The organism is Mitsuokella apri, from assembly GCF_047974105.1.
Lineage (GTDB): Bacteria > Bacillota > Negativicutes > Selenomonadales > Selenomonadaceae > Mitsuokella.
Genome location: NZ_JBHYRS010000001.1, coordinates 563,030 through 582,944, shown reverse-complemented (window position 1 = coordinate 582,944; position 19,915 = coordinate 563,030). Strand labels below are relative to the sequence as shown.

Genomic DNA, 19,915 nt, shown 5'->3' with positions numbered 1-19,915 from the left:
CAAATTGCTTTGGAGATTGTGCGTAACAATTGTTAACGCACAGTCTCTTTTTTTCTGCTATGCTGTGGATAAGAGCATTCGAACGACAGAATAGATAGAAGAGAGGGAGCAGCTTGAATGTAGAAAAAAAGCGCCGGCAGGAACAGCAGACGATCAAAACCATTATTGGCATATACTGTCATGGACATCATCATAGGCGGGAACCCGGAGAAAAACTCTGTCCAGAGTGTCAGGCACTGGCCGCTTATGCCGTGGAGCGCATCGAGAAATGCCCGCGCATGGAAGTCAAGAGCTTTTGCAGCGTCTGTCCCATCCACTGCTATGCTCCGGCCAAAAGAGAAGAAATCCAGAAAGTCATGCGCTACGGCGGTCCCTGCATGCTGCTGCATCATCCCTTGATGACACTTCATCATATGTTTTTGACCTGGCAGACAAAAAGGCTGGAAGAAAAAACGAACTGCGATATGTGATATAATAGAAGCTGTTTGTATCATGGCAGCTGGAGGTTTGTATATCACATGAAACCATATGAAGATTATTTGATTATCAGTGATTTGGATGGCACGATTATCCCGCGCGGCGGCCGGGTGTCTGAGGCCAATAAAAAGGCTGCAGCAGATTTTACAGCGGGCGGCGGTCATTTTGGCATTGCGACGGGGCGCACGCCGGAGGCGGCCGCTGGGTATCTTGAAGGTGTGACAATTACGGCACCGAGCGTCTTTTTCAATGGCTCGATGCTGTATGACTGGCAGAAGAAGCAGGTCATCCTGACCAAACCGCTGACGGCCATTCGGGATGAAGATGGGCATCCCGACCCGACCATTTGGCCGCTCTTTGCACAGAGATGCCTGGAACTTTTCCCTGAGGCTTGTTTAGAAGTCTACACGGAGGATAACTGCAACATCATCAGCGACCCGAAGAACGATGACCCGCGCCTGCCGCATGAATATTATAAATACCGTCATTGTGCGCTCAGCGAGGTGGCCAATCTCATGCGGACGCCCTGGCTCAAGTTTTTTGCCTGCGATACGCCTGAAAATCTGCGCCGTCTGGAGCAGCTGGCCGAAGATATGGGGACAGCTGCTCTTTCACATCATTTTTATTCGGAGGCCAATTACCACGAATTTGTTGCGCAGGGTGTTTCCAAAGGCTCCATGCTGTCGGAAATCCGCAGACTGCCGGCTTTTCGCGGCTTGAAAATCATTGCCCTGGGTGACTATCTCAATGATCAAGAGCTTTTGGAAGAAGCAGATATCGGCATTGCTGCGGGCAACGCTCATGAAAAATTGAAAGAAGCGGCTGATTTCGTTGGCTGCGCTGCTGAAGATGACCTGCTTGTCTGGCTTCTGGAGCATTTTGAGGATATCACGGGCAAGTGACAACAAATATCCGTTAATTGTTAACAGATGCGGATGGAAAAAAAGGATAAAACCTCTTAAAATCGAAGTATATCATAATGAAACGATAACAAATGCTTTGAATTTAGGAGGTTTTTTTGATGGGAAATGCGGGAATCTCTTTTGATGCGGAAAGCAAACAGTTTCATCTGTATAATGACCGCATCAGCTATGTCATGAAGGTACTGCGGGATGGTCAGCTCGGTCAGCTTTACTTCGGTGCCCGTCTGCCGGAGACACGCGACTACGGCTACTTTGTCGATACGGAGCATTACCGTCCGACAACGGCCTATGTCTTTGACAATGAATACGGCTTTTCGCGCGAGCATATGCGTCAGGAGTATCCGTCCTATGGCACAACGGACTTCCGTGAGGGCGCTGTGGAAATCGCGCAGAAGGACGGCAGCCATATCACGGATTTCCGTTATGTCTCGCAGGAAATATCTGCAGGCAAACCGAAACTACCGGGACTGCCGGCCACGTATGTCGAGTCGGATGAAGAAGCGAAGACGCTGAAAATCACGCTGCACGATGAGAAAATCGGCGTGGACCTCGTGCTTTCTTATACGATTTTTCGCGATTTCGATGCCATCGCACGCAATGCTTATTTTGTTAATCATGGTCAGGAAGCCGTTGACCTCACGCGGGCCATGAGCCTTTCGCTTGATCTGCCGGATGCCGACTACGATTTTATGCAGTTTTCGGGCTGGTGGGGCCGCGAACGCCAGAAAGTCGTGACGAAGCTGCGCCCTGGCATCCAGTCAGTCGGCAGCCTGCGCGGGCAGTCAAGCCATGTCCACAATCCGTTCATTGCGCTCAAGCGTCCGCAGACGGACGAAATGCAGGGCGAAGCCATCGGCTTTTCGCTCGTCTACAGCGGCAATTTCCTCGCCCAGGCCGAGGTCGATACGTTCGATGTCACGCGCGTGACGATGGGCATCCATCCACAGGAGTTCCGCTGGCATCTCGCAGAAGGCGAATCATTTCAGACGCCGGAAGCTGTCATGGTCTGGTCGGACAAGGGCCTTAACGGCATGAGCCAGAACTTCCATAAGCTCTACCGCACACGGCTTGCACGCGGTGTCTGGCGCGATAAGGTCCGTCCGATTCTCATCAACAACTGGGAAGCAACGTATTTTGACTTTGATGAAGAAAAGCTCGTCAAGATTGCCAAAAAAGCAAAAGAAGTCGGCGTCGAGCTCTTCGTGCTCGATGACGGCTGGTTCTCGACGCGCTGCGGCGAGACGAGCGGCCTCGGCGACTGGTGGCCAAACACGGACCGTCTGCCCAATGGCATTGCGGGGCTTTCGAAGCGCATCAATGACCTCGGCATGAAATTTGGCCTCTGGGTGGAGCTTGAGATGGTCAATAAGGACAGCGAGCTTTACCGCGCGCATCCGGACTGGATTTTGCACACGGCAGGACGCCACAGCTCGCATGGACGCAAACAGTATGTCCTCGATTTCTCGCGTCCGGAAGTCGTCGACTACATCCATGATTCTATTTATAAAGTTCTGAGCACGGCCAATATTGACTACATTAAATGGGATATGAACCGCAGCATCACGGAATGCGGCTCGGCCGGCTGGGGCCCCGAACATCAGGGCGAAATTTTCCATCGCTATATCTTGGGCGTCTATGCTCTTTATGAACGCCTGACGAGCGAATTCCCGAATATCCTGTTCGAGTCGTGCGCTTCGGGCGGCGGCCGCTTTGATCCGGGCATGTTCTACTATGCACCGCAGTGCTGGACAAGTGATGATTCCGACGGCGGTGAGCGCCTGCGCATCCAGTACGGCACAAGCTATGCCTATCCTGTGTCGTTCATGGGCTCGCATGTCTCGATTACGCCGAATCATCAGGTCTTCCGCGAAACGAGTCTTAAACTGCGCGGTGATGTCGCTTACTTTGGCACCTTCGGTTATGAACTCGACCTCAATAAACTCTCCGACAAGGAACTTGAGGAAGTTAAGGAACAGATTCATTTCATGAAGAAGTACCGCGGACTCATTCAGCAGGGCACGTATTACCGTCTCAAGGACCCGTTCACGGGCAATATCGCGGCCTGGATGGTCGTTTCGGACGATAAAAAGCAGGCCATTGTCGGCTATTACAAGATTCTCTCGCATCCGTGCACGCCGTTTACCTTGATGAAACTGGCCGGTCTCGACGAAGCGGCAGAATACGATGTCCGCATTGACGACAAGAAAGAAATGGGGCAGTTCACAGGCGCCGAACTCATGCGTGCGGGTCTCGTTACGACTGATTTCTCCGCAGGTGAACAGAGTCATGAAGAGGGAAAACACTGCACGGACTTCTGGTCGCGGCTGTTTATCCTCAATGCCAAATAAATGTACTTTGCCAACAAATTTCCGTAAATACCCAACAGATATGGATGGAAAAAACATACCCAAACGGCTACAATCTTAGTTGATTTGAAGAAGAAAAACCTGCAGGAGCTGGCGTTTCGTCAAGTCCTGCAGGTTTTGATATATTCACGATATTTGCAGCAAAGGGGTATTTTCCAATGAAAAAAGCAATGAGAAGAAAATGCATGGCCGTCAGCGGCGTCATGATCTGCGGTGCCAGCGTCGGCGTCTTTCAAAAAATAGCCATGGGGACAGACCCGTTCACTTGTTTTGTCACGGGCATTGCCAATATTTTTTCTTCGACATACAGCACCTGGTATATGATTCTCACCGGCATCATGCTGATTGGCGTCATCGCTCTCAAGCGCCACTATATCGGCTTTGCCACGCTCATTAATTTGTTTCTGACGGGCTTTGCAGCGGATGCCGCACATGCGTTTCTTGATTTTCTGCTGCCGGACCCGACGTTTGGCATGCGCTGCCTGCTCATGGCAGGCAATATCCTGCTCATGAGCTTTGGTGCTTCGCTTTACTACGTAGCCAATCTTGGCGTCTCGGCCTATGATGCCGTTGCCCTGATGGCGTCCGAATGCTATCATCTGGCTTCCTTCCGCGTCTGCCGTGTTGCAACCGATGTTTTCTGCGTGGCCGTTGGCTTTCTGCTTTCTGCAGACATTGGTCTTGGGACGGTCATCACGGCCTTCTTCATGGGGCCTGTCGTACAGTGGTTTACGGAGCATTTTTCCCTGCCTCTCTTACAGGGGCATCTGCGCCGCCGCCGTCATCAGCCGGTGGAAGCCTGAGCCGTACTATTTCTTTATGATACTGCCGCTGCCCTGTTGGCGGCGGTATTCTTTTGGGCTCATGCCGACTTTGCGCAGGAAAGCGCGGGAGAAGGAGTCGCTTTTCGCGTAGCCGCAGGAAAAGGCGATGGCTTCAACTGGCAGAGTGGTGGATTCGAGAAGATGCTGGGCTTTGGTAATGCGGCAGTTCTGGATATATTCGTGTGGAGAAATATGCAGGTATTTCTTAAAAAGCGTCGTGACGTAGCTGCGGTTGAGGTTCATATAGTCCGCTAAATCCTGTATGGTGAAGGGATCTTCAATATGCGTGCGGATGAAATTTGTCATGTGCGTGATATAGATATTGTTGTCTGCTGGCGGCAGCAGCTCACGCTGCGCTTCTGCCAGTACGGAAAGAAACTGCAGGAGCAGACCGAGCCGGTAATAAACACCGGCAAGAGAAAAACTGTTGTTTGCCAGCATCTCCCGTACATAGTTCGCGAGTTTGTCCCCTTGTTTCTTTGTGCAGGAAAAAATAGGCTCGTTTTGGCTGAGTCCCAAAGAAGCTATCGCAGAACTGGCACGCTTGCCGTTAAAAGCTGCCCATATATAAGTCCAAGGCTCATTTTTGTCACTTTGATAAATGGTCTGGTAGTCCGGTTCAATGAGAAAACCCTGACCTGCATGCAGATGATAAGTATGCTGATTGACCGTAAAAGTTCCTTTGCCGGCGAGAATGAAGTGAATCAGATAATAAGAACGAACAGCTGGTCCGTAGGTATGTCCTGGCTGCGTCACGGAATGGCCAAATGTGGTCAGGCAGAGATCGCCTGTTTCATCAAATGGCATATTGAAAGACTGCATATTTTCCATTGACGGGGCTCCTTTCTGTTTTAATTGTATACATTATATCATTATACGCGAAAAAATAACAAACGCGAACAATCCGTTCCTCAAGGACAAAATTCAGGAAAATTTCACAAAATCCATTGACATTCTCCATTTTGAGTTGTATCATTGTAAACAATCTACCGAAACAGAGAATCGAAATTATTGAAAGGGGACGGGATTTATGAGGTTTTTAGAAAAACTCAGTGGATTCATATCAAAGTATATGGCGGTGTTCGTCATTCTTGTTGCCGTCGTTGCCCTGTTCCAGCCGTGGACGTTTAAATGGGCTGCGCCGCAGATTGCCATTCTGCTCGGCATCGTCATGTTCGGCATGGGCACGACGCTGCGTCTGCGTGATTTTAGGCTGGTGTTCCAGCGTCCGAAAGATGTTCTTGTCGGTGCTCTGGCCCAGTTCACAATCATGCCGGCTCTGGCATGGCTCTTGGCCAAGGGCTTTGGCCTGCCGCCGGAACTTGCCGCAGGTGTCATCCTCGTTGGTACCTGCCCGGGCGGTACTTCCTCGAACGTCATGACGTATCTGGCACGCGGCGATGTCGCGCTGTCTGTTTCCATGACGATGACGACGACGATTCTTGCACCGATTGTCACGCCGCTTCTGACATGGTGGCTTGCAGGTGCCTGGGTTGATATTTCCCTTTCGGCCATGATGATGTCCATCGTCAAAGTCGTCATTGTGCCGATTGTCGGCGGCATCATCGTCAATACGCTGTTTGGCAATTTCGTACAGAAATACGTCAAACTCCTGCCGCTCATCTCGGTTGTCGCTATTGTCCTGATTGTCGGCGGCGTTGTTGCCGTCAGCTCGCAGCGCATCATGGAAACGGGTGCTCTCATCATGCTCGTTGTCATGCTGCATAATTTGCTTGGCTATGCTCTTGGTTTTGGTATCGCCAAGGCCCTGCGCATGGATATCGCCAAAGTCAAGGCAATTTCCATCGAAGTCGGCATGCAGAACTCCGGTCTTGCTACGTCCCTTGCCATGATGCATTTCGGCGCCGCAGCTGCTATCCCGGGTGCCATCTTCAGTGTCTGGCATAACATCTCCGGTTCGCTCGCAGCCAACTACCTCGCCCGCCGCATGACGAAGGAAAAGGCACAGGAAAAGGAGCCGGCCGCTGAGGCCTGATGAATTGTTTCATCTCACCTATTGATAAATTACCCTATAATTTGTAAAATCATCGATAAGATATCGATATTATAATTTCACCGAAGTCAGGAAAGCCTTCTGATGTGCAGGGTGCGTCATGTATCTTGCGGATCAGAGGGCTTTTTCCTTGTTCCGGTATGCACTATGAGATTATACTATATAATAGAAGCAAATGGATAAAATAAATGTCAGCTGCCAAGCGAACGGGCTGACAGGACATGGAAAAGGGGCATATCATGACGAAAAAACGTATTTATATCCTCGCGACAGGCGGGACCATTGCGGGCTGGGCGGCTTCCGAGACGGCGACTACGGGCTATCAGGCAGGGGCCATCGGCATTGAGGAACTTCTGCAGGCCGTGCCTGAGCTCAAGGAGTTTGCAGAGGTACAGGGGGAGCAGCTGGCCGCGCTTGACAGCAAGGATATGACGGCGGATGTATGGCTGCATTTGGCCAATCGCTGCGAGGAACTGCTGGCAAATGATGAGATTGATGGCATCGTCATCACGCATGGCACGGATACGATGGAGGAGACAGGCTATTTCCTGCATCTTGCCGTGCACAGCGATAAACCGATTATGCTGACCGGTGCCATGCGTCCCGCGACGGCTGTCAGTGCGGACGGTCCGATGAATCTTTTGCAGGCTGTACGGGTGGCTGTATCTGATGAGTCACGCGGCAAAGGCGTGCTCATTGTCATGAACGGCACAATTGAAAGTGCCCGTGAGGCCGTCAAGACGCATACGACGTCGCTCGACACTTTCCAGTCGCCGGACATGGGGGCCTTGGGGACCGTGCAGGACGGTGAGCCCATATTTTATCGGCAGCCTTTGCGCCGCCACACGAAAGCAAGTGCCTTTTCTGTACAGGGAACTGCATCATTGCCGCGTGTCGCCATTCTCTATGCTCATGCTGACGATGATGGCTTCCTCGTCGATGCTGCCGTACAGGGCGGCGTAAAGGGCATCGTCTATGCCGGCATGGGCAACGGCAGCATCCCTGTGCGCGTGGAAAAAGAACTCGCTGAGGCTGTCAGGAAGGGCGTCATTGTCGTGCGCAGCACGCGCAGCGCTGCCGGCCGCGTCACGAAGGCCGAGACCTCGTACGAAGAACATGGCTTTATCGGAAGCGACACACTGAATCCTCAGAAAGCACGTATTTTGCTGCAGCTCGCTTTGCTGCAGACAACAGACAAAGAGGAAATCCGTAAATTCTATTCTATATATTGAAGGAACATGCATACTTTATGATTGATGAACACGAATGGCGCAGCATCCTGCAGGTGGCGAAGGATGGCACGTTTTCTGCGGCGGCAAAGCATCTCTATATCTCGCAGCCATCTCTTTCCCAATGCATCAAGAAGGTCGAGACGGAACTCGGGGTGCGTCTTTTTGACCGCAGCCAGACCCCGCTTACCTTGACGCCGGCGGGGAAAATCTATGTACGTCAGGCCAGAGAGATTTTAAGGATACAGAAATCGTTGGTACAGGAAGTCGCAGACCTTTCGGAACTGCGGACAGGCAGCCTGACTATTGGCAGTTCGCGCACGCGTTCGGCCTGTTTTTTGATAAAACCCTTAGTGGCTTTTCATCAGCAGTATCCGGGCATCCATTTGTCTGTCCGCGAAGCACCTGTCCGTACCTTGGAAGAATACGCCGCTTCCGGGGATGTTGACTTTGCCCTGCTCTATGGGACTTCCGGCCGCCGTGACCTCATATCCATTCCGCTCTGCCGCGAACGTATTTTGCTGGCAGTGCCCAAAACACATCCTTTGGCCGCAAGAAAGTCGGAAAATCCTGCGGTGCTGCCGCGTATTTCCTTTGCCGAGCTGTCCGACGAACCTTTTATCAAGCTGCAGCCTTTTCGTCAGATGGCCGATGTCTTTGATAAACTTTGCATAGAAACGGGGGCAGAACCTCATGTCATCTTTGAGGCGAACAGCATTATTGAGGCCGCGGAACTTTGTGCCTCGGGGCTCGGGGCGACTTTGGTGACGGATATGCTCGTGCGCAGCTGGCGCTGGCGCGAGGAAGCTGTCTTTTTTGAGCTGGAAGAAGAAGTCGCCGAGCGGGAACTGCTGGCAGTCTACAGCAAGCGTCGGCATCTTTCTTTGGCGGCACAGAAATTCGTCGAATTCCTGCGCATGGAGTGATGAGATAGCCCCTCAAATTACAGCTTATTTGATTCTTGAATAAGTGCTATAAGCAGAATATATTTTCCCTATAGCTGTATTTCATGTACAATAGAAGGAACTTATAAATATAAAGAAGCATTTATAAAGAACGAGAGCAAATGGTAATTATAGGAGGGGAAAGCCATGTCGAAGGAAATTTCGCGCCGTACTTTTATCAAAGGTGTGGCAGCGGCTGGTGTCGTTTTGGCAGCAGGTTCATATTTCACGTGGAATGGCAAAAATATTCCAGAAAAAGTCCGCACAGGTGATGTCACATACGATGTCCTGATTATCGGCAGCGGCGGCGCAGGGATGCGCGCGGCTCTGGCGGCAGCAGAAAACAAGGACCTCAAGGTCGCTGTGCTGACGAAGCTCGTGCCGACGCGCTCGGCTTCGACGATGGCACAGGGCGGCATGAACGGCGTCACGGGGGTCACGGACCCGAATGACAGCTTTGAGTCCCATGCCTTTGATACCATCAAGGGCGGTGACTATCTCTGCGACCAAGATGCTGTCGAGTATTTCGTCGAACGTGCCGGCAAGAACATCTACGAGATGGATTATATGGGGTATCCGTACAACCGTCAGGCCGACGGCCATTTCCATCAGCGCAAGATGGGCGGTCATGCCCATGCGCGTGCCGCTTATTTTGAGGACCGTGCCGGCCATGCCATGGTGCATACGCTCTTTGAGCAGTGCCTCGCCCATGACATCGACTTCATTTCCGAATGCCAGATGCTCGAGATTTCGATGGCCGGTGAGAACAAGGATAAGCTCGCCGGCGTCATTGCCATGGATATGCGCAGCGGCCACATCATCGGCATCCCCGCGAAGACCATCGTCATCGCGACGGGCGGTTATGGCCGTGCTTACTGGGTCCGCACGTCAAACCCTTACAGCTCCACGGGGGACGGCATCGTAGCCGGCATGAATGTCGGCATTCCGTTCAAGGACCCTGAGATGGTGCAGTTCCATCCTACGGGGCTGTCGGTCAACGGCGTGCTGCTTTCGGAATCGAGCCGTGCAGAAGGTGCCCTGCTCATCAATAAGGACGGGGAGCGCTTCATGCAGAAATACGCACCGGAAAAGATGGAGCTTGCCACGCGCGATATCGTCGCACGTGCCATTGCGACGGAAATCGAGCAGGGCCGCGGCATCGGCGAAGGCATCACGGCCGGCATTTACCTCGATTTCACCAAAATTCCGGCAGAACGCATCCACGAACGCCTCGGTCAGGTCGCAGACCTTTCCCTGCGCTTTGCCGGCGTTGACATCACGAAGGAGCCGGTCCTCATCAGTCCGACCTGCCATTATTCGATGGGCGGCCTCGAGATGAAGGACTTCCACACGGGCGAGACGCGCGTGCCGGGCATCTACACGGCCGGTGAATGCAGCTGTGTCTCGGTCCATGGTGCCAACCGCCTCGGCGCCAATTCCCTTTCCGAGGTTCTCGTCTTCGGCCATACGGCCGGCGACGGTGCTTCGGCTTATGCCAAGGCGCATAAATACGAAGGCAGTCAGGAGCAGCTGACGAAAGACTGCACGAAATGGCTCGATTCCTTTGACGAAGTCACCTCGCGTGCCCACCTCGGCAACCGCACGGTGCCGGAAATCCGTGACGACATGGTCCAGACGATGTGGTTCAAGGCCGGTGTTTTCCGCAATGGTCCGGACCTTGAAGCGGCGGCACAGGAACTTGCAAAACTCGAGCAGGATTATCAGGAATGCTACGTCGGCGACAATTCGCATGTCTACAATACGGCCTATGAGCAGTACGTCGAACTCGGCAATCTGCTGCAGATTTCACAGGCCATCGTACAGGGCGCCATTGCCCGCAAGGAGAGCCGCGGAGCCCATACGCGCCGCGATTATCCAAAACGCGATGACAAGAATTTCCTCAAGCATACGATGGTCTTCAAGGAAGACGGCAAGTACCGCTTTGAATACCAGGATGTGGTCGTCACGAAATATGAGCCGAAGGAAAGGAAGTATTGATCATGGCTGCAACACTCAGAATCCATCGCTTCGTAGAAGGGCGCAAATGGGTGCAGGATTATAAAATCGAAGTCACGAAGGGCATGACGGTGCTCGAAGCCTTGATTGCCATCAAGGAGCATCAGGACCCCTCTCTTTCCTTTACGTGCTCCTGCCGGTCGAGCATCTGCGGCGCCTGCGCCGTGCGCGTCAACGGCAATGCCGAGCTTTCGTGCGAGAAGCTTGTATCGGACCTTTTGGCACGTTATCAGACGGACACGCTCACGATTCAGCCGTTGGGCAATTTCCGCGTCATCCGCGACCTCATCGTCGATTGGGACCCGAAATATGCGCGCATCAAGAAAGTCAAGCCTGTCGTTCATCCGAAGGCAGAATTCAGTGCGGAAGATGGCTGCCGTCAGTCGCCGGCTGATTTTGATAAGTACAAGAAATATGCCGGCTGCATCCTCTGCGGCTCGTGCGTCTCGGAGTGCAATAAGAACACCTTGAATCAAAAGGATTTCTTAGACCCGTTTGCCTTTGTCAAAGCAGAGCGCATCACGGCGGATTCGCGCGACAAGGACCCCGAAGAACACCTGAAGGCCGTGCTCGATGCCGGCCTCTGGCGCTGCTTCAACTGTCAGGAATGCACGGCCAAATGCCCGAAGGGACTCGACCCGGCCGGTGCCATTGAAAAGCTCAAGGCAGCGACGTTTAAATATCATCTCGATGACAATGTCGGTGCCCGCCACGCCAAGGCGATTTACGACGATATCTCGGAATCCGGCACACTCGATGAGTCGAAGCTCAACATCAAGTCGGAGGGCTTCTTCCTCGCCGGCCTGCGCGCGCCGATGGCCCTGCGTCTCATGCGCGTCGGCAAGATGAATCCGCTCGAAAAACATCCAGTCAACCCGGAAATCAAGACGATTGCGGCCATTGTCAAAGCTGCTGAGAAAGAGGAGGAGTAAGCGATGAAATTTGCATTTTTCCCGGGCTGCGTCCTCAAGGGGGCAGCGGCCGAAGCCTATACCTCTATGCAGAAAGTGTGCGAGGCCATTGATATCGAGCTCGAGGAAATCCCGAACTGGACGTGCTGCGGCGCCTCGCATGCACAGGGCGTCAACGACCTCGCGGCTCTGGCCGTCAATGCGCGCAATATCTCGATTGCCGAGCACATGGGTCTGCCCATCCTCACGGTCTGCAATACCTGCACGCTGCAGCTGCGCACAGCCAAATACCGCCTCGACCACGATAAGGACCTTAAGGACAAAGTCAACGCGATTCTCAAGGAAGCCGGTCATCCTTATGAATATCAGGGCACGAGCGAAATCACGCATTTTCTCTGGGTGCTCGATGACCATCCGGAACTTTTCATGGATAAACTGGCAGGGTCGAAAGGCCTCGATGGCACGAGAGTTGCGGCCTACTATGGCTGCCATATTCTGCGCCCGCAGAACATCATGGGTCATGAGGACGGCAAGTATCCGGAATCCCTCGAACGTCTTGTGCGCCGTCTCGGCGGCAACCCCGTCTGGTTCGATAAAAGCCGCAAATGCTGCGGTTTCCACGCACAGCTGGCCGCGGAGCACGATGTCCTGACGGTCACGGGGCAGATTGTCGACAGTGCGGACCGCGCCCATGCCGAACTCATCGTCACGCCGTGTCCGCTCTGCCAGATGCAGCTTGATATGTATGAGCCGGAAGGCCGCACGGCTGTGCAGTCGCAGGCCTATCTGCCTGTTCTGCACCTGCAGCAGCTCGTCGGTCTCGCTCTTGGCATGAGCAAGAAGGACATCGGCTTTGACCGCCATGTCTCGGCTCAGGAAAAATTGAAACTCGGCTGAGTATAAAGAAACAAGCATATAAAAGAAGGCAAGTTCCAAAGGTTTCAGGAACTTGCCTTCTTTATAATATATGATATTCGTCTTTTCGATTTGCTTATTTTTCAAGCAGCAGGCCAACGCGTTTTTTGACTTTCGTCAGCGTCTTGTTGGCGATATAAGTTGCGCGTTCGGCGCCTTTTCTCATCTCTTCTTCGAGGTAAGCGCGGTCCTGCATGAGGCGGGCGAAGTCTTCGCGGATTGGGCGGAGCTCATCTGCTACGGCCTGACCGACGGCAGCTTTGAAGTCGCCGTATCCCTTGCCGGCAAATTCGGCTTCGATTTCCTCCATGGTTTTGCCCGTGACGGCGGAGTAGATCGTCATGAGGTTGCTGACACCCGGTTTGTTCTCAGCGTCAAAATGGACGCTGGCTTCGCTGTCCGTGACGGCACTCTTGAATTTCTTGAGGATGGTCTTTTCGTCGTCGAGAATGGAAATCGTGGCCTTCGGGTTCGTGTCGGACTTGCTCATCTTGCTCGTCGGGTCCTGCAGGCTCATGACGCGCGCACCGGCCTTCGGGAAGTAGCCTTCCGGCAGCTTGAAGACTTCGCCATACGTGTGATTGAAGCGCGTGGCGACGTCGCGCGTGAACTCAAGATGCTGCGTCTGGTCGGCACCGACTGGAACATAGTCGGCCTGATACAGAAGAATATCGCCGGCCATCAAGGCCGGGTACGTGAAGAGGCCGGCATTGATGTTGTCCGGATGTTTCGCACTCTTATCCTTGAACTGCGTCATGCGCGAGAGCTCGCCGAACTGGGAGCAGCAGTCCATGATCCAGCCCATCTCGGCATGGCATTTATTGTGGCTCTGCACGAAGACGAGGCTTTTTTCGGGGTCAATGCCGCAGGCGAGCAGCAGCGCGAAGGCCTCGCGTGTCTGCTGACGGCGCTTGACTGGGTCAATGTGGATGGTCAGGGAATGCAGGTCGGCGATGAAATAATAGCACTGATACTCCTCCTGCATTTTTTTCCAGCTGCGGACAGCGCCGAGGTAATTGCCGAGCGTGAAGACGCCGGTCGGCTGAATGCCCGAGAGGATGATTTTCTTTGCTTCGTTTTCCATGATAAAGCTTCCTTTCAAGAGTTCAAGAGTCAAAAGTTTGCGGTCTGTCAGGAAAACAAAAGTCCCTGACAGTATCAGATTACTGTCAGGGACGAAAATTTCGCGGTGCCACCCTGTTTCATGGCGAAGCCATGCACTTTGCGGAGCACAAACATGCTCCCGGCAACTGACGCGTGCCTTGCGTCACAGCCTACTAATCTTTTAAAGACGTTCAGTGTGCCCTCAGCGATCCATTTGTCAGACTGGATTCCATCCGGCTCTCAGCTTCCCGGACTCTCTGTCGGCCCATATCAGACGTTATCTTCGCTTCAACGGTTTTACATTGCCTATACGATACCACTATCATTTCCCTGTGTCAAGGTGTAAAGCGCAGAGGATAGTTGTCGGAAAATACAAAATGCGTTATGATAGACATATATCACCCTGCATCTGTGGGCAGGGTACCCTGTCTTGCAGGCAGGACAGGCTGGAGAGCGAAAAGAACGGGAGGATGATTTTTATGGAACCATGGCTTTTTTATGCACTGCTTTCAGCAGTCAGCGCAGCCTTTGTCTCGATTTTTGGCAAGGTCGGCCTGCAGGGCATCGACAGCAATGTCGCGACGGCAGTCCGCTCCATCATTATGGCTGTTTTTCTCGTCGGCGTGGTTTTCGTGCAGGGCAATCTCTCACATCTGCCGGATATGCTCAATGATAAGAAGGGACTGCTTTTCGTGGCCCTAAGCGGTATTGCCGGTGCGACGTCGTGGCTGTTTTATTTCCTCGCTTTAAAATACGGCCCCGTATCAAAGGTAGCGCCGATTGACAAACTCAGCGTGGTTTTTGCCGTCATCCTCGCCGTGATTCTGTTCGGCGAGAAAGTCAGCCTCGTACACGGCATTGCCATTGCCATGATTGCGGCAGGCGGCCTGATTTTAGCCATCTGGTAATCAGAAATTGTATTCTTTCTTGATGGCCTTGTAATGCGTGTGCAGGAGGTCGTGGGCTTTGCCCTCGCCCGGCGTGCCGAGGTAATCTTTGTAGAGGGCCTGCAGTACAGGGTTCTCGTGGGACTTGCGCACGGGGAGATTTTTGTCAATCTCGTACAAGGCCTGCATGCGTTTTTTCTTGATGGCGTTGGTCGTGCCGATGGGCTGTCCGCCGCCGCCGATGCAGCCGCCGGGGCAGGCCATGACCTCAATGAAATCGTAAGGGGATACGCCTTTTTTGACCTGTTCCATGAGAATTTCCGCATTGCGCAGGGTGTGGGCAATCGCGATGTGCAGCGTACGGCCGCCAATGTCAAGCGTGCATTCCTTGATGCCCTTAAAACCGCGCGCTTCCTTGAAGTCGAGGCGCTCAAGGGTCTTGCCGGTCAGTTTGTCGCAGACGGTGCGCAGGGCTGCTTCCATGACGCCGCCCGTCGTGCCGAAAATCGCGCCGGCGCCGGAAGCCGTGCCGAGCGGGCTGTCAAAGTCGGTTTCGGGGAGATTCCCGAAGGACAGGCCGACGTATTTGATGAGTTTGATGAGTTCGCGCGTCGTCAGTACAATGTCGACATCCTGCAGGCCGTAACGTCCCAGCTCGGGACGGGCGGCCTCATATTTTTTCGCCGTGCACGGCATGACGGAGACGGTCACGATGTCCTTGACGTCAATGCCGGCGGCTTTTGGATAATACGTCTTGGCGATGGCGCCGAAAATGCTCATCGGCGATTTCGTCGAGGAAAGATGCGGCAGGCAGTCGCTGTAATGTTTCTCGACGTAGCTGACCCAGCCCGGACAGCACGAGGTCATCATCGGCAGGACGCCGCCGTTTTGCAGGCGGTTTAAAAATTCTGTGCCTTCCTCCATGATGGTGAGGTCGGCGCCGAAATTCGTGTCGAAAACTTTGTCGAAGCCCAGAAGATGCAGGGCCGTGACCATCTGCCCCGTGACGATGGCACCGGGCTCCATGTCAAAGGCATCGCCCAAGGAAACGCGCACGGACGGTGCAACCTGCACGATGACGTGTTTTTTCGGGTCCTGCAGGGCATCGAGGACTTTTTCCGTATCGTCTTTCTCGACGAGAGCACCGGTCGGACAGACGAGGCTGCACTGGCCACAGAGAATGCAGTCCGTGGCTTCCATCGGCTTGTTGTAAGCCGTCGTGACGACGATATCGCTGCTGCGTCCGGCATAGGTGAGGGCGGCAAGGCCCTGCACATCCTTGCAGGCGCGGATGCAGCGGCCGCAGCGGATGCATTTAGACGGGTCGCGCACGATGGCCGGATTCGTCACAATGCGCGGCTCTTCCCTGCAGACAGACGGCAGCGGTGAATCCTGAATGTTGAAGCGGCTGCAGAGCCTCTGCAAATCACAGTTCTGATTGCGCGGGCACGAGAGGCAGTCCTTGTGGTGATTGGCAAGCATGAGCTGCAGGATCGCAACCTGCGTATCGCGGACAATCTGCGTGTCCGTATGGACTTCCATGCCCTCCCATACTTCTGTCGAGCAGGCCGCGAGCAGACGGCGCTTGCCGACGACTTCGACGGAGCAGAGACGGCAGCGTGCCTTGATGCGCTGGTCCTCATGATAGCAGAGATGCGGGATGTCGATGCCGAGCTTCTGCGCAGCCTGCATGATTTTTGTTCCCTTCGGCACGGCGAGGGGGATATTGTTGATGGTCAGATGGACCATTTCTTGTTCGTTTTTCTGTGCTTCCGTCATGCGCGTGCGCCTCCAATGTCAAAGATGTCCGGGAATACTTTCATTGCAGAAAGCAGGGAATTCTGTGCTGTTTCGCCGAGGCCGCAGAGCGACGACATGCTCATGACGCGGGCAATCTTGATCATGATGGCGATGTCTTTGCGCGTGGCCGTGCCTTCCGCCAGTTTGTCGAGGATAATCTTGATGTGGAGATTGCCCTCGCGGCACGGCGTACACTGGCCGCAGCTCTCTTCCCAGAAAAATTCCTGGTTCATGCGCAAAAAGTCGAGTACGCTCGTGCGCTCGTCGATGACGAGCATGCCGCCCGAGCCGACCATGACACCGGCCGCGCGCAGATCTTCATAAGTATAAGGTGTGTCGAGAATAGAATCATCGGCAATTTTGCCCGAGGCACCGCCGAACTGGATAAGCCGAATCCTGCGGTCATGCTGGACGCCGCCGGCGAGACCGTAGATGATGTCGCGCACGGTCGTGCCGAACGGGATCTCGAAAACGCCGGGATTGTTGACATTGCCGGCTACGCTGATGAGCTTCGTGCCAATCGACTCGCCCTTGCCGCAGGAGGCATAAAGGCCTTCCTGATCCATTAAAAGATGCGGTACGAGCGAAAGCGTCTCGACGTTGTTGAGGCAGGTCGGACGGGCAAAAACACCGCTGACCTTGATGAAAGGCGGTTTCATGCGCGGCCTGCCTGCCTTGCCTTCAATGGAGCGTATGAGAGCCGTGCCCTCGCCGCAGACATAGGCACCGGCACCGGAGTAAAGATGAATATTGAAGTCGAAACCGCGTCCGAGGATGTTCGTGCCGAGAAAACCGTAATTCTTGGCCTGACGGATAGCATTTAAAAGCAGCGGACGGAAACAGGCGTATTCTGCGCGCATGTAAATATAGCCATCCGTCGCGCCGACGACATAGGCCGCGATGGTCATGGCTTCAATGAGATTAAACGGGTCGTGGTCGATGAGCTCGCGGTCCTTGAACGTCGTCGTCTCGCCTTCATCGGCGTTGCAGATGACGACCTTGCGTTCCCCGCGGACGGCGCGCGCCTGCGACCATTTGCGGCCGAGCGGATATTCGGCCCCGCCGCGTCCCTTTATCTTGACCGAGGTCAAAAGATCCGTGATTTCGTCTGGTTCCATATTCACGGCCTTGCGCAGGGCTTCATAGCCGCCGATGTTCATATAGGAACCAATGGACGAAGTATCGTACTTCCCAAAATTCTTTGTCAGAAAATGAACTGGACTTTCCATAAATCAATCCTCCGTCTCAAGGCAGTGAACGCAGCAGGGCTTCAATTTTTTCCTGCGTGTCGAGGTGGTCGTAGACATGACCGTTGATGCGCACGGCTGGAGCACGGTCGCAGGCCCCGATGCAAGTGACTTTTTCCAGCGTGAAGCGGCCGTCGTAGGTCGTTTCGCCGAGCTTGATATCGAGGAGGCGTTCCAGCGTCGAAATCAGGCGATGGGAATCGACGACATTGACACGGCAGGCCGGCGAGCAGCAGACCTGGATTGGATATTTGGCACGCGGCACAGGGGAGAGTTCGCTGTAGAACTTCAAACAGTCAAAGATATTGGTCACGCGCATCTTGAGCCGGTCCGCGATGTAATAAGCCGTGGGCTCCGGCACATAATGGCGGTCGTTGAGCCCCTGAACGTCGAGCAGAATGCCGACAATCTGAGTCGGGTCGTAATCATGTGACTCGAGCACGAGATCGATGCGTTCCTGCAGCTCGCTGGGCAGAGGATATTCCTTCGTAAGGGAAGTCAGCATAGAGAAACCTCCTAAGATAGATAAGTGGGCAATACACGTAATATCCATATTATAACGTACTTTTATACAAAAATAAATGGAAAGGTATAGTAGATATATACTAGTATGCCTTACAATTTTATGGTATAATATAGTTGCCCGAAGGTGTCTTGTAAATAAGACCTACATTGTGGGGGGATTACTATGGCAATCAAGAACATTGAAATGGACCGTCGTGACAGTGCGAGCTATCGCAAACTTTTGAAACGAGGAGGTTTCCTTTCTGCAAGTTACTTGTCTGTCAGTGGTTTTGACGTGAATCAGCTCAAAAAACTGGCAAAACGCGGTGAACTCGATGCAGTGCGCTGCGCAATCGGCAAATCCATTCGCTGGTATTACCGCGAACAGCAGGCCGAATCCGCTCATCTTCGCGGCTTGGCTTAAAAAGTCCGACTGCCTCATCGGGGAGTCTGTATCTTAAAAGCCAATTTCAGGCAAAGACCGGTCAGCCGGTCTATTTTTTTTCTTTGTGTTTTTGCGGTTTGAGGGGGAAATTTTTTGACCTGGTTCACCATCATCATGATTGGCATCGTGGCAGCGACTCTGTTTACCCTGCTCTTTACGACGCGTTTTCTTTTTGAAGGCAGGACGCTTTGCCGTGTGCGCCTTTGCATGCTGCTTTTCGACGTTCTCGGCATGGGTTGGTTCGTCGGACGGGCCGTGCTGTATCATCTGATTTCCGGGCCGGCTTTTATCATTGAGACCATCATCATCGGCTTCATGACGCAGATTATCTGCACGGTCTTTGTGCTGTTGGCTGTAATTCTGCGCTTTGTCTGGCGCAGGATGATGGCTGTGCCGGTGAATGAGAGCCGGCGCCGCCTGCTCGTCCATGCCTCTGTTTATCCCGCGGCTGCCTTGGGACTGAGTCTCTATGGCGGTCTTTGGGAGCGTCAGGCCGTTGTGGAGCGGGAGTTCACGATTCCGGTCAAGGGACTCGGCGCAGGAGACGGCTACCGTCTCGCGCAGCTCAGTGATATTCATCTCGGCAGTTTTTTCTCTGTGGCAGAGCTTGACCAGCTCCTTGCCAAAGTTGCAGCCCGAAGGCCCGATTTGCTGGCCGTCACCGGTGACCTTTTTGACGATGTCACGCAGAATGAAGAAGCAGCCCAAGTCCTCGACAAATACGCAGGGGCGTTCCCCGACGGCATCTGGTTTTGTTTTGGCAATCACGAGCATTTTCGCGGCATCCGCACGATCCGTCAGTATCTCGCGAAAACGCGCGTGCAGGTGCTCTGCAACGAAAGCCGCAAAGTGCCGGGCAAAAATCTCTGGTTTGTCGGCGTTGACTACCCGATGGACCGCGAACATTTCGCTGCAGAGCGCAAGTCCTATATGGAAGAAGCCTGCGGGAACCTGCCTCAAAATGTGCCGACCATCCTTCTCGGCCATCATCCCGAATGCATCGACGACGGCGCGGAAAAAGGCATTGCCCTGACCCTCACCGGCCATACCCACGGCAGCCAGATTGGCATCTTCGGAAAGCCTCTTTTTCCCGTCTTCAAATACACGCGCGGCATGGTCAAAATCGGGGATTCCTACGGCTACGTCCACAGCGGCAACGGCAGCTGGTTCCCCTTCCGCCTCGGCTGTCCGCCGGAGATTGCGTATTTCACCTTGAAAAATGCATAAATCTGCAGCAGCGGCTCTCTTTACGGAGAGCTTTTTTATTGTCAAGACAGCTGACTTGTGCCATACTAAAGAAAATATCGAC

Annotated in this window: 18 protein-coding genes; 13 read left to right on the top strand and 5 right to left on the bottom strand. The window is 53.6% G+C overall.

What is annotated here, in order from left to right:
• The first annotated feature begins 113 nt into the window (after positions 1-113).
• From ACE419_RS02750 to ACE419_RS02735, 4 genes are all read left to right on the top strand, one after another.
• A complete protein-coding gene (locus tag ACE419_RS02750) occupies positions 114-470 on the top strand; it encodes a nitrous oxide-stimulated promoter family protein (RefSeq protein ID WP_435720912.1) in 357 nt (118 codons plus the stop codon).
• Between the two features lie 48 nt (positions 471-518).
• The gene (locus ACE419_RS02745) at positions 519-1,379 is read left to right on the top strand and encodes an HAD hydrolase family protein (protein WP_435720911.1); all 861 of its coding nucleotides are present in this window, start codon (positions 519-521) and stop codon (positions 1,377-1,379) included.
• 119 nt (positions 1,380-1,498) lie between these two features.
• Positions 1,499-3,748: an alpha-galactosidase gene (locus tag ACE419_RS02740; protein WP_435720910.1), complete on the top strand. Its 2,250-nt coding sequence runs from the start codon at positions 1,499-1,501 to the stop codon at positions 3,746-3,748.
• Between the two features lie 176 nt (positions 3,749-3,924).
• Positions 3,925-4,569, top strand: coding sequence for a YczE/YyaS/YitT family protein (locus ACE419_RS02735; protein WP_432646160.1), 645 nt, complete (start codon positions 3,925-3,927; stop codon positions 4,567-4,569).
• A 6-nt stretch (positions 4,570-4,575) separates the two neighbouring features.
• Here ACE419_RS02735 and ACE419_RS02730 read toward each other — a convergent pair whose 3' ends face one another.
• Positions 4,576-5,421: a helix-turn-helix domain-containing protein gene (locus ACE419_RS02730; protein WP_435720909.1), complete on the bottom strand. Its 846-nt coding sequence runs from the start codon at positions 5,419-5,421 to the stop codon at positions 4,576-4,578.
• 199 nt (positions 5,422-5,620) lie between these two features.
• Between ACE419_RS02730 and ACE419_RS02725 the strand changes: the two genes are divergently transcribed.
• The 6 genes from ACE419_RS02725 to ACE419_RS02700 all read left to right on the top strand — a co-directional run bounded on the left by ACE419_RS02725 (position 5,621) and on the right by ACE419_RS02700 (position 12,601).
• A complete protein-coding gene (locus tag ACE419_RS02725; protein WP_432646162.1) occupies positions 5,621-6,586 on the top strand; it encodes a bile acid:sodium symporter family protein in 966 nt (321 codons plus the stop codon).
• A gap of 257 nt (positions 6,587-6,843) precedes the next feature.
• The gene (locus tag ACE419_RS02720; RefSeq protein WP_435720908.1) at positions 6,844-7,836 is read left to right on the top strand and encodes an asparaginase; all 993 of its coding nucleotides are present in this window, start codon (positions 6,844-6,846) and stop codon (positions 7,834-7,836) included.
• A gap of 17 nt (positions 7,837-7,853) precedes the next feature.
• Positions 7,854-8,759, top strand: a complete 906-nt coding sequence (locus tag ACE419_RS02715) for a LysR family transcriptional regulator (protein ID WP_435720907.1) — start codon at positions 7,854-7,856, stop codon at positions 8,757-8,759.
• 165 nt (positions 8,760-8,924) lie between these two features.
• Complete coding sequence (locus ACE419_RS02710; RefSeq protein WP_435720906.1) at positions 8,925-10,775, top strand: FAD-dependent oxidoreductase; 1,851 nt, start codon at positions 8,925-8,927, stop codon at positions 10,773-10,775.
• A gap of 2 nt (positions 10,776-10,777) precedes the next feature.
• Positions 10,778-11,725, top strand: a complete 948-nt coding sequence (locus tag ACE419_RS02705) for a succinate dehydrogenase/fumarate reductase iron-sulfur subunit (RefSeq protein WP_432646166.1) — start codon at positions 10,778-10,780, stop codon at positions 11,723-11,725.
• A 3-nt stretch (positions 11,726-11,728) separates the two neighbouring features.
• Entirely contained in the window at positions 11,729-12,601 is an 873-nt protein-coding gene (locus ACE419_RS02700) for a CoB--CoM heterodisulfide reductase iron-sulfur subunit B family protein (RefSeq protein ID WP_432646167.1), read from the top strand.
• Between the two features lie 94 nt (positions 12,602-12,695).
• On the opposite strand, the gene trpS is transcribed toward ACE419_RS02700, so the two are convergent.
• A complete protein-coding gene (trpS, locus tag ACE419_RS02695; protein WP_432646168.1) occupies positions 12,696-13,703 on the bottom strand; it encodes a tryptophan--tRNA ligase in 1,008 nt (335 codons plus the stop codon).
• A gap of 499 nt (positions 13,704-14,202) precedes the next feature.
• On the opposite strand from trpS, the gene ACE419_RS02690 reads away from it, so the two are divergent.
• Positions 14,203-14,631, top strand: a complete 429-nt coding sequence (locus ACE419_RS02690) for an EamA family transporter (protein WP_432646169.1) — start codon at positions 14,203-14,205, stop codon at positions 14,629-14,631.
• On the opposite strand, the gene ACE419_RS02685 is transcribed toward ACE419_RS02690, so the two are convergent.
• The 3 genes from ACE419_RS02685 to ACE419_RS02675 are packed head-to-tail and all read right to left on the bottom strand — an operon-like array spanning position 14,632 to position 18,162.
• A complete protein-coding gene (locus ACE419_RS02685) occupies positions 14,632-16,389 on the bottom strand; it encodes an NADH-dependent [FeFe] hydrogenase, group A6 (RefSeq protein ID WP_432646170.1) in 1,758 nt (585 codons plus the stop codon). It lies immediately after the preceding gene.
• Positions 16,386-17,639 carry a complex I 51 kDa subunit family protein gene (locus tag ACE419_RS02680; RefSeq protein WP_432646171.1) on the bottom strand — a complete coding sequence of 418 codons (1,254 nt, stop codon included), beginning with the start codon at positions 17,637-17,639 and terminating at the stop codon, positions 16,386-16,388. The genes ACE419_RS02685 and ACE419_RS02680 overlap by 4 nt, the downstream gene beginning before the upstream one ends.
• Positions 17,640-17,655: 16 nt before the next feature.
• Positions 17,656-18,162 carry an NADH-quinone oxidoreductase subunit NuoE family protein gene (locus ACE419_RS02675; protein ID WP_432646172.1) on the bottom strand — a complete coding sequence of 169 codons (507 nt, stop codon included), beginning with the start codon at positions 18,160-18,162 and terminating at the stop codon, positions 17,656-17,658.
• Positions 18,163-18,345: 183 nt separating this feature from the next.
• Between ACE419_RS02675 and ACE419_RS02670 the strand changes: the two genes are divergently transcribed.
• Both ACE419_RS02670 and ACE419_RS02665 read left to right on the top strand, forming a co-directional pair.
• Complete coding sequence (locus tag ACE419_RS02670; protein ID WP_432646173.1) at positions 18,346-18,585, top strand: hypothetical protein; 240 nt, start codon at positions 18,346-18,348, stop codon at positions 18,583-18,585.
• A gap of 114 nt (positions 18,586-18,699) precedes the next feature.
• On the top strand, positions 18,700-19,833 hold the full coding sequence (locus tag ACE419_RS02665; RefSeq protein WP_432646174.1) for a metallophosphoesterase: 1,134 nt from the start codon (positions 18,700-18,702) through the stop codon (positions 19,831-19,833).
• Positions 19,834-19,915: the final 82 nt, after the last annotated feature.